At 36.9% G+C, this 12,977-nt stretch carries 13 protein-coding genes and 1 pseudogene; 2 read left to right on the plus strand and 12 right to left on the minus strand.

What is annotated here, in order from left to right; genetic code table 11:
• From purL to rpmH, 10 genes and pseudogenes are all read right to left on the minus strand, one after another.
• The gene (gene purL, locus F3G75_RS01685) at positions 1-2,190 is read right to left on the minus strand and encodes a phosphoribosylformylglycinamidine synthase subunit PurL (RefSeq protein WP_149716324.1); all 2,190 of its coding nucleotides are present in this window, start codon (positions 2,188-2,190) and stop codon (positions 1-3) included.
• A 342-nt stretch (positions 2,191-2,532) separates the two neighbouring features.
• Positions 2,533-2,895: pseudogene (locus tag F3G75_RS09255) on the minus strand (DUF8095 domain-containing protein); the annotation flags it as partial.
• A gap of 12 nt (positions 2,896-2,907) precedes the next feature.
• On the minus strand, positions 2,908-3,270 hold the full coding sequence (locus tag F3G75_RS09260; RefSeq protein WP_188115372.1) for a hypothetical protein: 363 nt from the start codon (positions 3,268-3,270) through the stop codon (positions 2,908-2,910).
• A gap of 32 nt (positions 3,271-3,302) precedes the next feature.
• Positions 3,303-4,040: a DUF8095 domain-containing protein gene (locus F3G75_RS01695; protein ID WP_149716325.1), complete on the minus strand. Its 738-nt coding sequence runs from the start codon at positions 4,038-4,040 to the stop codon at positions 3,303-3,305.
• 29 nt (positions 4,041-4,069) lie between these two features.
• Positions 4,070-5,395, minus strand: coding sequence for a tRNA uridine-5-carboxymethylaminomethyl(34) synthesis GTPase MnmE (gene mnmE, locus F3G75_RS01700; protein WP_149716326.1), 1,326 nt, complete (start codon positions 5,393-5,395; stop codon positions 4,070-4,072).
• Positions 5,392-6,453 carry a Jag N-terminal domain-containing protein gene (locus F3G75_RS01705; protein WP_149716327.1) on the minus strand — a complete coding sequence of 354 codons (1,062 nt, stop codon included), beginning with the start codon at positions 6,451-6,453 and terminating at the stop codon, positions 5,392-5,394. Before F3G75_RS01705 ends, mnmE begins: the two co-directional genes overlap by 4 nt.
• On the minus strand, positions 6,453-8,006 hold the full coding sequence (gene yidC / locus F3G75_RS01710) for a membrane protein insertase YidC (RefSeq protein WP_149716328.1): 1,554 nt from the start codon (positions 8,004-8,006) through the stop codon (positions 6,453-6,455). Before yidC ends, F3G75_RS01705 begins: the two co-directional genes overlap by 1 nt.
• Position 8,007: 1 nt before the next feature.
• Positions 8,008-8,349: a membrane protein insertion efficiency factor YidD gene (yidD, locus tag F3G75_RS01715; protein WP_107686500.1), complete on the minus strand. Its 342-nt coding sequence runs from the start codon at positions 8,347-8,349 to the stop codon at positions 8,008-8,010.
• On the minus strand, positions 8,346-8,681 hold the full coding sequence (gene rnpA / locus F3G75_RS01720) for a ribonuclease P protein component (RefSeq protein ID WP_149716633.1): 336 nt from the start codon (positions 8,679-8,681) through the stop codon (positions 8,346-8,348). Before rnpA ends, yidD begins: the two co-directional genes overlap by 4 nt.
• Positions 8,669-8,803, minus strand: a complete 135-nt coding sequence (rpmH, locus tag F3G75_RS01725; protein ID WP_002940373.1) for a 50S ribosomal protein L34 — start codon at positions 8,801-8,803, stop codon at positions 8,669-8,671. The genes rnpA and rpmH overlap by 13 nt, the downstream gene beginning before the upstream one ends.
• 122 nt (positions 8,804-8,925) lie before the next feature.
• Between rpmH and F3G75_RS01730 the strand changes: the two genes are divergently transcribed.
• Positions 8,926-9,579 (plus strand): uracil-DNA glycosylase, encoded by a 654-nt coding sequence (locus F3G75_RS01730; RefSeq protein WP_072594908.1) that lies wholly within the window; start codon positions 8,926-8,928, stop codon positions 9,577-9,579.
• The gene (locus tag F3G75_RS01735) at positions 9,576-10,826 is read left to right on the plus strand and encodes a hypothetical protein (protein ID WP_149716329.1); all 1,251 of its coding nucleotides are present in this window, start codon (positions 9,576-9,578) and stop codon (positions 10,824-10,826) included. Before F3G75_RS01730 ends, F3G75_RS01735 begins: the two co-directional genes overlap by 4 nt.
• Before the next feature lie 44 nt (positions 10,827-10,870).
• Here F3G75_RS01735 and F3G75_RS01740 read toward each other — a convergent pair whose 3' ends face one another.
• Entirely contained in the window at positions 10,871-11,260 is a 390-nt protein-coding gene (locus F3G75_RS01740; protein WP_107788330.1) for a YbgC/FadM family acyl-CoA thioesterase, read from the minus strand.
• Between the two features lie 203 nt (positions 11,261-11,463).
• Positions 11,464-12,885, minus strand: a complete 1,422-nt coding sequence (locus F3G75_RS01745) for a hypothetical protein (protein ID WP_223154425.1) — start codon at positions 12,883-12,885, stop codon at positions 11,464-11,466.
• Between the last annotated feature and the right edge of the window lie 92 nt (positions 12,886-12,977).

A 12,977-nucleotide genomic window follows, 5' to 3' on the forward strand; every position in this document is an offset into this window, starting at 1 on the left:
TTAATCCTCTTTTCTAACGATTTTTACAAACTCATTTAGATAAATTTCTCTTATCTCGTCCATGTTCTCATCAATATCATTTAGTTTAAATCTTCTGCCGCCACTAACGCCGATCTTTTCAAATTTCACACCAAATTTAGCAGCAAGCGCTTCAAATTTAGCCTCATCTTTCACGCCAACAACTGCTCTTGAAAAGCTTTCATCAAAGATGAAATTTGACTCTTTTAATTTAGCCTCGCAGTTTACGCCGATATTTGAGATACTAGCCATTTTTGCTAGCGTAATAGCAAGACCGCCTACGCCTATGCTATTTGCAAACTCTAAAATTTGCTCTTTATTTGCCCAGGTCACTAGGTCCCAAAGAGCTCGCTCAGCTTTATAATCAACCTCTTTTAACTTGCCGCCGACTACATCAAATAGCGCCTTTGCGTAAAGTGATGCAGCAAATTCTCCACTTGTCTCACCAAGAAGGTAAATCGCCCTGCCCTCGCTTAAAAATGTGCTTTTTAGATTTAAGTTCACATCTTCATTTACGCCAACTGTGACGATGGCTGGCGTTGGATAGACGCTTATGCCATCTGTGTCGTTATAAAGGCTCACGTTGCCGCTAACGACCGGCGTATTTAGCTCACGGCAAGCCTCTTTTATGCCTTCACATCCCTCTTTAAACTGCCACATCACCTCTGGATTTTGTGGGTTGCCGTAGTTTAGGCAGTCGGTGATCGCAAGTGGCACAGCACCGCTCATCGCTACTTTTCTACCAGCTGCAGCGACGGCTCTTGCAGCACCAATTTTTGGATCAACGAAATTTGCTCTAGGATCGCACTGCGCGGCCATAGAGACGGCCTTTTTAGTGCCTTTTACTCTGATACTTGCAGCACCTAAGTGGCCAGGCTGTTTTATAGTATTTGTCTGAATATTTGCGTCGTATTGATCGTAGATAAAGCTTTTATTCAGCACTTCTGGCTCTTTTAAAAGCTTAAAAAATGCAGTTTTGTTATCAATATTATTTGGAATTTTTAAATTTGCTATCTCATCAAGGTATTTTGGACGTGCAACTGGGCGATCAAGCACTGGAGCTGCCTCGCTAAGTGGTCCGATAGGAATTTCACCTGCAAGCTCATTATGCCAATAAAGCTGCATCACGCCGCTACTTGTGACCTCGCCGATGATTTCAGCGTCAAGGTCCCACTTTCTAAAAATTTCAAGCACCTTTTGCTCATAGCCTTTTTTGGCGCATATTAGCATGCGCTCTTGGGATTCGCTTAGCATTAGCTCATAAGGGGTCATGCCAGTTTCTCGCATTGGCACGCGGTCTAGATACATCTTCATACCACTGCCGCTTCTGCCTGCCATCTCAAAGCTAGAGCTTGTTAGTCCTGCTGCACCCATATCTTGGATGCCGATGATGTAGTCTTTTTTAAAGAGCTCCAAGCAAGCTTCCATAAGCAGCTTTTCAGCAAACGGATCGCCCACTTGCACCGTTGGACGAAGTGATTTGTTCTCGTCGTTAAAGCTATCGCTCGCCATAACAGCGCCGCCAAGGCCGTCTCTGCCGGTCTTTGAGCCCACGTAGATCACTGGATTACCAACACCTTCAGCTTTGCCGTAGAAAATTTCATCACTCTTACAAAGGCCAAGTGCAAAGGCATTAATTAGGATATTGCCATTAAAGCTAGGATCGAACGTAGTTTCGCCGCCAACTGTTGGGATACCCATGCAGTTGCCGTAGTGTCCGATACCAGCCACGCTTCCTTTTAGCAAATATCTATGTTTTTTCGCTAGCTCGTTCTCGCCTCTTATCTCACCAAAACGAAGTGAATTCATGTTCGCAACAACTCTTGCGCCCATCGTAAAGACGTCTCTTAAAATTCCACCAACTCCAGTTGCAGCGCCCTGAAACGGCTCGATAAAGCTTGGATGGTTGTGACTCTCCATCTTAAACACAGCTGCGATCCCGTCACCAACGTCGATGACGCCGGCATTTTCACCAGGCCCTTGTATGACCCAAGGAGCTTTTGTCGGAAAGCCATTTAGGTATTTTTTACTTGATTTATAGCTGCAGTGCTCGCTCCACATCGCTGAAAATATGCCAAGCTCAAGCAAATTTGGCTCTCTGCCTAGGATCTTTAGGATCTCCTCATACTCTTGATCGCTGATTTTGTGCGCTTCTACAGTAGTTTTGTCCATTTTTAGCCTTTAAAAAATTTTGGTTGATTTTACTTAAATTCGCATAAAAACTTGATAAACCAAAGGGACGAAAACGAGACAAATTTGACAAATAAAACAAGAGCCTAAATTTCATACGGCAAGCTAAAAATATTCTGTTTATAATTGTTGGTTCGGCTTTAAATTTGACAGAAAATCGGCATTTTTGCAGTGCGGGTCACGGCGAGCGGCTCAAATTTTAGACAAATGCCAAATTTGAAATAGCTGTGGAAATTAAAATTTAAATATATTAGTAGCCTAAATTTGACGCAAGCAAATTCGATTCTGCATCAAATTCGGCGGGTGATTACCCGCCACAAACGCCTACTTGTTCGGCATGCTATAGTAGCAAAGTATGTTTAGCAGGATACGCCCTTGCTTTTTGAGGTCTTGCTCGATGACATCTTTTCTAAATTTCGCAGAGGTCGCCTGCTCTTTAGCTTCGGCTAGTTTGCCGCTTGGCAGGTTAAATTTAAAATCCAAATTTTTTATCTCAAAGCCCTTATTGCCGACTATCTTCGCGTCGATCACGGTAGCGAAAAACTCGTCAGACGCGCCCACGTAGTAGTTCGTTACGCTTCTGGCGCTTATAGGTTCGCCGCTAAAAAACGTCTTACAAACGGGAGATTTTTGCGCACTATAAATCACGCTCTCAAGGATCCCACCGCCAAATTCGTAAAACTTAAATTTCTTTGAGTTTTACAGCTTTTTTATCTCGTCTTTATCGCTCAAATCTACATTTCTACCGCTATCTAGATCAATCACTATCAGGGTTTTTACGCCGTCGCCGCTTGAGTAAACCCAGCCTAGATTTTGGCTCGCCGAGTCGCTCTCGCCAGGCGATTTCACCTCGGCCCCACCCTTATAGTCGCCGAATTTTTCCTCTTTTTTGCCGCCGCTCGCCTCATAGACCGTAGTCTCGGTTATAAATCCGATCTGCTGTATACTAGCGTCGTTTTCCATATACGTACGCCACGCTCTCTCGCCGCCCATCTCGCCTGTGATGGCCGCGCAACCGCAAAACGCCAATGCCGCAATAGCCGCTAGAAATAATTTTTTCATCTCGCGCTCGCGTTTAAATTTGATAAAAGCGATCAGTTTTTAGGCGCGGCGCACACGATGTTTGATAGGATTTGCTCCTGTTTTTTAGCGTCGGCCTCTATGACTTCGCTTCTAAAATCTGCCGAGCGAGCCCGCGTTTGCGCACTAGCAAGCTTGCCGTCGCTAACGAAAAATTTAAAGTCTAGATTTTTGATCTCGGCGCTTTTGCCTTTTTTCACTCCGATATCCATCAGAGTCGCGAAAAATTCGCTATTGTCGGCGCTTTCTTTATCGTAATAATTAGTGACTGCATGAGCTTTTAACGTCTTGCCCGCCGCAAAACTCTCGCACACGGCGCCCGAGTCCGCGCTAAAAACTACGCTCTCTAATATGCCGCCACCAAACTGATAAAATTTGACCGTTTTTGCCTTTTTGAGGGCTTCATGCTCGGCTTTATCGCGCATATTTACGTAGTGATAGCCGAATTTTTCCTTGTCGTCAAGTTCAAGTACCGTAAACGAAATCCCGTTTAGCGCATACATATCGCCCAGTTTCAGCGCCATATCAGCCCTTTTTACGATCGCCATACCGATGATATCGCCGTTTTTTTGCGCATAAGTTGCGCTCAAATTTTCTGAGAAAAATGCGACATCGCCGACGGTGCCGTCGTTTTCTAGATATTTAATCCAGTCCGGTTCAGGCGATACTACGTTAGCCGTTAGATGATCCTGTGAAGGCATGCAACCGCCCAGCAACGCAGCTAGAGCGGCTATAGATATGATTTTTTTCATTGTTTTCCTTTTCTAGAGAGTAAATTTGATCATTTGCCTAGACAAAAGCTGCTAAACATCTCGTCTAAAATTTCACTTCTCTCAAATGGCTTTGTGATGCTTGCAAGCGCCTTTATCGCACTATTTAGCTCATAAGCAAAAATTTCTAGCTCCTCTTCGCTTAGTCTTAAAAACGCCCTTTTTAAAGCCTCGCTCGCCTCTTTGCAGCTTAAAATTTGGCGGTTTGAGCTTAGCATGATCTCGTCGGTGTCTTGCGTCTTGAGGTAGCTTTCAAGCTCTTTTAAAACTACGCTCGTATCGTTTTTTGCTGAAATTTTGATAGCGCCCTCTAACTCTATGTCAAATTTAAATGCCAGATCGCTTTTGTTTAGGATAAAAAAGGCTTTTTTATTTGAGTTAGAAACGAGCTTTATTATCTCTTTGTCTTGCTCGTCGCTTACAGATGAGCCATCAAAGACAGCTAGGATGATGTCAGCTTCATTTATGGCAGAAATCGAGTAGTTTATGCCGATTTGTTCGATCCTTCCAGCATCTTTTCTGATGCCAGCGGTATCTATTATGCGAACTAGATGCGAGCCGATCTTGAAATTTTCTTCTATCCTATCTCTAGTCGTGCCCGCTTCGTCGCTAACGATCGCTCTTTCGTATGCCAAAAATGAGTTTAAAATGGAGCTTTTGCCAACATTTGGCTTGCCAACGATAGCGATCTTAAAGCCATCTATTAGCCCCCTTCTTTGCTCGCTAAGAGTGGCTATGCGCTCTAGTTTCTCGCTATTTTTTAAAAGCATCTGCTTGGTCTGCTCTAGTAAATTTGCAGGCAAATCATCATCAGCATAGTCAATCATCGTCTCAACAAAGGCAAGAGTTTTGACCACTTCACTTCTGATCTCGCCTACAAATTTACTAAGATCGCCCTGCATCTGGCGGGTTAAAATTTTAGCTGCGATCTCGCTTTTTGAAGTGATGAGTCCTTGCATAGCCTCAGCCTTAGCTAGATCCATCTTGCCATTTAAAAATGCTCGCTTGCTAAACTCGCCTGGCATAGCAAGCCTTGCACCAGCTTTTATTAGCTCGTTTAAAATTCTCTCACTCACCATAACGCCACCATGAGTTTGAAACTCGACGATATCCTCGCCAGTAAAGCTTGCAGGAGCCTTAAAATATATAACGATGCCCTCGTCTAAAATTTCATCATCAAGGGAGTAAATTTTGGCTAGTTTCGCGTATCTTGGCTCTAAATTTGAAAGTTTAAGAAGTTTTAAAGAGGTGGCCAGGGCGTCCTTGCCGCTAAGCCTTACGATAGAAACTGAGCCGATGCCATAAGCTGTGGCAAGGGCTGCAATGGTCTCACTCATTTTTTGAAAAAGTCATTTACAACGACAAATTTACCGTCATTGCCGCTTTTTATGCCGACATATTTATCCGGAAATTTCTCGCGAAGTTTTTCAAGTGCGATCTTAACCAAAACCCCATCAAGTGGCTTCGTCTGGGCTCTACCGCTATTTTGCACACGCTCGATCACGCCATTTAGATACTGATCCATCATCGCTTCTTGATTTTGTAAAAATTGTGCGATCTCAAGGCGGATAGCAAGGTTGTATTTTGAGTTTAACCAGTTATAAAGCATGTAAGATATCGCCTTATATCTATAGCCCTCTTTGCCTATGAGTAGTGCTGCATCAGCTCCATCAAGCTCTATAAGCACCGTTTCATCGTCAAATTTTCTAACTTCAATTTTGCTAATATCAAAACAACTTGCCTTAAAAAGACGATTCATGCCATCTTTGATCTCAGGTAAAATTTTATCAAAGTCGATTGCTGCTTTTTCTTTTTTTTCTTTTTGCAAAGCTTGAGCTGCACTCTCTTCATCAGTTTGGTTAAAATTTTCAATAATAGAATTATCTAAAATATTTTTAGGAGTATTTTTACCAGCTTGTGGCTCCTTTATTTCTTTTGACTCATCAAGCCTCTTTATCACATATCCTGGTTCAGCCTCTTCTTCACTCTTTTGAGCAAATGCATCTTTAGCTAGAGCTTCATTTTTTTCACTTAAATTTGACTTTTCATTTTTATGCTCTTTTTGCTCAGACTTAGCCTCATTTTTCTCATCTTTATGCTTTTTAGGATTTCGCTTTTTATCATTATGATCGTGCTTTTTGCTCTGCTTTTTCTCTTCTTTTACACTCTCACTCTCATCATTTTTTTTAGTAAAATTTCTATCATTTTTTGGTTTATGTTGTGGTTTTGGCTGATTTTCTAAATTTGCTTCAATGATCGCACTTCTTTTAAAAAATCCAAAAAAACCACTGCTTGGATGCTGTAAAACTTTTATATCAAGCTGAGTTACTGAGCAATTAAGCTGCTCAGCTGCCTTTTGAAATGCCTCTTGAAGGGTATTTGCTTCTATTTTCATTAAGCCTTTACCTCCGTAGCTTTTTTATGTTTTTCAAAAAGTTTATTTACAAACACTTGCTGAACAACCGAGCAAACGTTATTCACAAACCAGTAAAGTGTAAGACCAGCTGGGAATGTCACGAAGAAAAATGTAAATATAAGAGGTAAAAATTTCATCACCTTTTCTTGCATAGGATCAGTAAATGTCGTTGGTGTAAGCTTTTGCTGTAAAAACATCGTTAGACCCATCAAAATAGGCAATACAAAATATGGATCCATTACTGAAAGATCGTGTATCCAAAGTATCCAAGGAGCACCTTTTAGCTCGATCGCATTTAGTAAGACGCGGTAGATTGCAAAAAATACCGGAATCTGAAGCAAGATCGGTAAGCAGCCACCCATCGGATTTGCACCATGCTTTTTATAAAGCTCCATCATATGAACCTGCATTTTTTGCTTATCATCTTTATATTTTGTCTGAAGCTCTTTTACCTTTGGAGCAAGCTCTTTAAGCTTATTCATAGATAGCATACCCTTGTATGTAAGCGGGAATAAAACTATCCTTATAACAAGTGTTAGCACAACTATAGCCCAGCCCCAGTTGCCAATGTAGTTATGCAAGAAATTTAAAAATGCAAACATCGGTTTTGCTATGAATGTAAACCAACCATACTCAATAACATCATTTAGCCTCTCATCCATCGAACTTAAAATTTTATGCTCTTTTGGTCCGATATATGCGCCTAATTTTAAATTATCATTTGCCTTTACAAAAAGAATAGGATTATTGTTAGAATCTTTATCTACGGCTACTTCAAATGGCTTTTCAAATGAGTAAAATAGCGTCGTATAGTATCTATCAGATGCGGCCGCTATTGTGGTATTTGTATAGTTTTTAACCTCTTTGGCGTCACCATCTTCTATAATATTTAGGCTATCATCTGTGTTTCTAAGCATAACACCATGAACTGTATAACTATCTATCGCAATATTTGGTCTAAAGCCAGGAGTGATGAAATAATTAACACTTTTACTTAAATTTACTTCAACTTCATATCTGCCATTTGGGTAAAATTTGATATTTTTTGTAATCGTAACGCCATCTAAGCTTTGAGTAAGTTTTATAGTTTTAGGCTCGCTGCTAGCATCTATCTCGCTAGCGTCACTGCTATATGCAACCTTAAAAGCATCAGCGTTTAGCGTGCTATCATTAAATCTAAGCTCAAGTGGCAATGGATTCTGTGAGACAAGCTCAATTTTGTTGCCATCTTCTGTTTTATATTTCTCTTCAGTTAGATAGAATTTTGAAATTCTTCCTAGCTTATCTATTTTTGCTTCGTAGCTTTGACCTTTGATAGTAGCGATTATCTCATTTGAAGCTAAATTTTCATTTGATTTTGGTGTATTTTGATTTATATTTGGAGCTTTATTTTGATCTATTGTTTGAGACATTGTAGTTTGGTTTTGCTCAGGCATCACTCTTTTTGGCATAAAAAAATCATACACTATAAAAAAAACAATAGATAAAAGTGCTGCAAGAAGCAACCTTTTTTGCATAGACATCTGTTCCATTTTAATTTTTTTCCTTTAATTTATCTAATACTTTTACGACATAAAATTTACTATTCTGACAAGGGACAAACCAAAAATTTATATTTTTGGTATCACTTTTTTGAGATATAAAACATAAGTTAAATTTTTTGTAGATGATTGGGTAATTGATACCGCCTTTGAAAAGTTGATTGCATCTTAAAATTCGCATAAATGTTGCAAAAAAAGCAGAAAAAAAACTATTTGTTTGAAATTCCCAAATCGCGTATTGTGAACAAGTCGGGTAATAGCGACAGCTTTTTGGTAGAAGTATGGAAATATATTTTTGATAAAAAGCGATAGCTTTAATCGCAATTTTTTTCATTTTAAACATCCCATTTTTTTTGTAGACCAACTTAAATTTTTACAAATTTTTTCAAATGGAATCTCTGTAATTCCATTTTTTGCGATCATAATATATGTGCCATCTTTTAATTCACTAGAAATGTTAAAAAAAGCGGCTCTCAAAAGTCTTTTAGCTCTATTTCTAACTACCGCTTTTCCTACTTTTTTACTAGCAACTACTGCTATTTTTTTTTCATTTGTTGGTTTATAAAAAACAATGCAAGCATCACAATGCCACTTGCTAGCCTCTTTATAAACTTGAGAGAATTCTTTTGAGCCGCTTAACGACTCAAAACCAGCTAAGCAGCCAATCTTTTTCTACCTTTGGCACGTCTAGCGTTTATTACTTTTCGGCCATTTTTAGTTTTCATTCTTAAGCGAAAGCCATGAGTGCGTTTTTTAGGGGTTTTATGAGGTTGATAAGTCCTTTTCATTTCTATCCTTAAAGTTAATATAAAAAGTGGGATTTTATCAAAGCAATACTTAAATTCCTTTGAATAACTTAGCTTAAAAAGCCATAACTCAAACTTTAAGCAAATCAAGTTATAATCCAAAAATGAATTTTAATAAAGACAATAGGCTTTTAAAAAAATTATTTTTCTTAAAACTAATTGGCTATAAGTTTATTGATAAAAATTTTCTTAGTCTAAGTAATTATCATGATTACAACAATATTGATGAGCTAAACCGCGAAGTAAAAAAATGTTCTCTTTGCTCTTTGCGAAATAGCTCAAAAGGCGTAACAGCTGGTATCGGCAATGAAAATAGCAAAATCATGTTTATATTATTTTCTAAAAAAAATGATTCTTATGAAAATAACAGTAAAAAATTTTTAGAAAATGCCATAAAAAATAGTTTAAATTTAGATATAAAAGAAATTTATATAAGCTCTCTACTTCGTTGTGAAATTTCGCAAAATGATGATAAAAGTCCGATTTTAAGCCGTTCTATCGAGCTTTGTCGTCCTTATTTGCTTGAAGAGATTAGGCTGATAAAGCCAAAGATAATCGTGACTTTAGGAGAGAAAGCTTTTATGCATTTATATCCAAATTTATTATTAAAAGGCGGATTTGCAAGCATAAGAGGTAGTATTTTAAAAAATGAAAATAGCCTTATTTTGCCAACGTTTTCGCCAGAGTGGATCAGCAAAAATCCTAGTTTTGAAAATATTTTTATAGATGATTTAAGAAAGATCAAAGGAGTGATATGAGAAAAATTTTACTTTTTCTAGCTATTTTTTCGACTATTCTTGCATCGCAAGATGAGATAAATTTTGAGAGTAATGTTACAAAAAACCAAAGTCTATCAAGCATACCTCCAGCAAAGATTACTTATATAAATTTAGAACCAGAATTCTGTGATAATGCCTGCTTAAATGAGCTTATAAAAGCCGATTTACTAGCTAGTTTTATGGCGAGATTTGAGCCAGCAAAAATAGACGATAACGCTCTTTTAGAGCTTTATATCTCTCTTGGTGGTGAAGCTATTTTAAAAGTTAATAAAAACGGCAAAATTGCTGTAATCATCCCACAAAAGATTATAAAATCTTATGCAAATGTTGTATCAAATGCGGTCTTAAGCTATGTCTTAAAGCAAGACGCAGATATCGAGATCAAATTTATAAATAGCAAAGATGAAAGCCCACAAAGTCTTACAAATGCTATGCAAGCGGCTAGAGCCCAAGGCTTTAATTATTTTATCGCAGCCCTTACATCAAATGGTGCAAACATTATAAATTCGCTAGTTCTACCAAATGAGCTTATCTACATTCCAAGCGTTCATAGCTCTTTTATCATAAATCCAAAGCCAAATTTAATTTTTGGTGGCATTAATTATAAAGACCAAATTTTAGCTTTGCTAGCTTACTCGAATGAAAAGATAGTTGCATTTGATGATGGCAGTTCATTAGGGCAAAAGCTAAATGAATATGTCCGCATGCAAAGTAGCGATTATCATGAAGCCTCTATCGTAGGCAAAGATATAAATTTAAACGACACTTTAAGTAAAAAATCCAAGTTTGATAATGCAAGTATATTTTTAAACATTCCGATCGTCAAAGCTTCTCTTGTAGCAACGCAGATGAGAGGCTTTGAAATAAAGTCATACGCACTTTTAAGCACACAGATAAATTTTTTACCAAATATCTTTAATGCCATCGCGCAAAGAGATAGACAAAATCTTTTCATCGCAAACTCACTAAGTCCTGTTAACGACTTGTTTTTAGGACTTGGTGATCTTTTTGATGTAGATTTTAGATATTCACAAATCGGCTATTCAAGTGCTTTTGGCGCCGAGTATATATACACAAATTTTATAGATAAAAGCGCTGATAGAATTTTTGCCGAAAGAGTTGAAAACTCTCAAGTCTTATATGGAGTTAAAATTTATAACGCAAAAGGCGACCACTTTGACGAAGCAAATCAAGAAATTTTGCTCGATCAAAATAGCTCAATGTAAAAGCACAAAGTGGCTAAAGCTAAATTTCTAAACTTAGCCACGATTTAAAATTTAGAATTCTCCAAAAATTTCTTTATCTCGTCATTTATCTTAGCAAGCTTCTCTTCTTTCATAAAGGCTAACGTAATCGTCGCTCTAAAAAGTAGCTTTTCGGCATTTTTGTCATCAAATTTATAAATTTCTTGCTCCAAAACAAGACTAGCTTTTTTAAGCTCTAAAATTTTGGTTCTAACAAATACTTCATCGCCAAGCACAGCAGAAGCTATAAATTTAGCCTCAAGCGACGAAACTACAAAGTATCCACTCTCTTTTGTGAAATTTAGCCCAGCTTGAAAAAATGCTTCGCTTCTAGCTCGCTCACAAAATTTTATGTAGTTTGTATGATAGACTATGCCACCAGCATCAGTATCTTCGTAGTAGATTCGTATTTTCATGTTTTCCTCTAAATTAAAAACTGCATGATATTATTTATATATTCAGCCCAATTAAATACTACATTAATCGCAAAGAATAGGCATAAATACTAAATTTATATCTCGACAATCAACATTTTTGCACAAAACAATTTCAATCATTATATACTATATTATAAAGTTACAACTAGTATAATTTTGTACATTAGCGTAATCGTCAGTTTTTATTTTGTATCCTCGATTGCCTTAACAAGTAATTTTATTTTTGTATCATTTTTCAATTTGTCAAAAGGCGCAGAAAAGTTAATAATCGCATCAATTATATTTTTTTCCAATGAGTTTACTGTTTTTTCTTTCATTTTCTCGATAATTTCTAGAAATTTTTGCCTACAAAGCCTACTAACAAGTTTTGAAGAAATTTTTTCATCTTGAAATGACAAAATTGCAATTGATGTCTGCTCTGTATCAAATTTTGATATTAAATCAAAATAAATAGGGTTAGCGCTTTGCGCAACCCCAAAACCATTTGATATAGCAACATTTACTAAGGTTAATACATATTTCTCAACTATGCCCTTGGGAATACTAGTGGATCCTATTATATTTGAAAGTTTTTTTGCAAAAATTACTTCATTATAAAAATTATTCATTGCATTATGTGTTCTACTTAATGCATCAAGCGTCTCTTCAATTTCCAATATTCTTGTTCCTTCTGGCAGGAATTGCAATCCATCTGGACATATAGATAGAAATTCTTTTGCTTTGTCTGCGCTTTTAACATCATTAGTTGCCACAAAATTACCATACTTAATGCCGATTGCAAACTTAGTATCATCCCCCACAAGAGACCATATTTTTGGCAACAGCAACTTGATGTTATCTATTGATATTTGATTTGCATCTTGTCTTGTATAAATACCAAATAGCCCTCTACATAGATTGTTTATTTGTATCTGAGGTGCACCTTTTAAAAAGCTTATCATTTCTTTAGCTTTTTGCTCGTTGTCAACCTTATTAATCTTTATGTTACTTAGTAATTGTTTAATATTAACTGCTGTGCTAGGTTCATTAATAGCAATTACTTCTTTAATAATCACACTAAACCATCCCATTAATTGATAGGCCGACAAGCCATTTTGATTTGGATGTGCTGCACTTGCAAAATTTCTCATATACCTAATTAAATCCAATTGCTTATATCCAACTTCTGAAATTAGTTCTATCTTCCTAGCGCCTTCGATTAATTCCTGATCTGAAACCCCATCTAAATCATCTTCTTTAAATTTAGATTTTTTATCCATAGATGTTGTTATTTGATCAAAAAAATAATCCAAGTCATAATTCAAAATTTTTTGTCTTAAATTTGAGATTGCCTCATCCCAAATATAGTTAAGGGCAGCATCAAATAAACCAGAAGATATTGCTGCCAAAAATTTTGAAATATAATATGACTCATTCCTAGCAGAGGTTTTAATCGGCTTTAATAATTTTTCAATATTATCAAATACAACTTTCCTTTCATCTATTGAAACAAATATATCTTTATGCGGTAAATTTAATTTGTCAAAAACATAAGTCATCATTACTTGATGCTCTTCCAACTTAGTCGGAACTTGCTTTTCTTTAATAGTTATTAAATGTCCCATCCTAATTTTATTCCTTTTCCGGTATTTTTCTATTTCAAATTCTAGCTTCATTTTATTTAATTATTCTTTTAAAAGGCCTCTTTTATTACACC

The sequence above is a fragment of the Campylobacter concisus genome, from assembly GCF_902460705.1.
In the GTDB taxonomy this organism is placed as follows: Bacteria; Campylobacterota; Campylobacteria; order Campylobacterales; family Campylobacteraceae; genus Campylobacter_A; species Campylobacter_A concisus_Z.

Excerpts from the sequence above, each read along its gene's own strand:
- F3G75_RS09260 (WP_188115372.1), bottom strand. The coding sequence starts at position 3,270 with ATGAAAAAATTATTTCTAGCGGCTATTGCGGCATTGGCGTTTTGCGGT.
- yidD (WP_107686500.1), bottom strand. The coding sequence starts at position 8,349 with ATGAAAAAAATTGCGATTAAAGCTATCGCTTTTTATCAAAAATATATT.
- F3G75_RS01730 (WP_072594908.1), top strand. The coding sequence starts at position 8,926 with ATGAATTTTAATAAAGACAATAGGCTTTTAAAAAAATTATTTTTCTTA.
- purL (WP_149716324.1), bottom strand. The coding sequence starts at position 2,190 with ATGGACAAAACTACTGTAGAAGCGCACAAAATCAGCGATCAAGAGTAT.
- F3G75_RS01705 (WP_149716327.1), bottom strand. The coding sequence starts at position 6,453 with ATGAAAATAGAAGCAAATACCCTTCAAGAGGCATTTCAAAAGGCAGCT.
- yidC (WP_149716328.1), bottom strand. The coding sequence starts at position 8,006 with ATGGAACAGATGTCTATGCAAAAAAGGTTGCTTCTTGCAGCACTTTTA.
- F3G75_RS01735 (WP_149716329.1), top strand. The coding sequence starts at position 9,576 with ATGAGAAAAATTTTACTTTTTCTAGCTATTTTTTCGACTATTCTTGCA.
- mnmE (WP_149716326.1), bottom strand. The coding sequence starts at position 5,395 with ATGAGTGAGACCATTGCAGCCCTTGCCACAGCTTATGGCATCGGCTCA.
- rpmH (WP_002940373.1), bottom strand. The coding sequence starts at position 8,803 with ATGAAAAGGACTTATCAACCTCATAAAACCCCTAAAAAACGCACTCAT.
- F3G75_RS01695 (WP_149716325.1), bottom strand. The coding sequence starts at position 4,040 with ATGAAAAAAATCATATCTATAGCCGCTCTAGCTGCGTTGCTGGGCGGT.
- F3G75_RS01740 (WP_107788330.1), bottom strand. The coding sequence starts at position 11,260 with ATGAAAATACGAATCTACTACGAAGATACTGATGCTGGTGGCATAGTC.
- F3G75_RS01745 (WP_223154425.1), bottom strand. The coding sequence starts at position 12,885 with ATGGGACATTTAATAACTATTAAAGAAAAGCAAGTTCCGACTAAGTTG.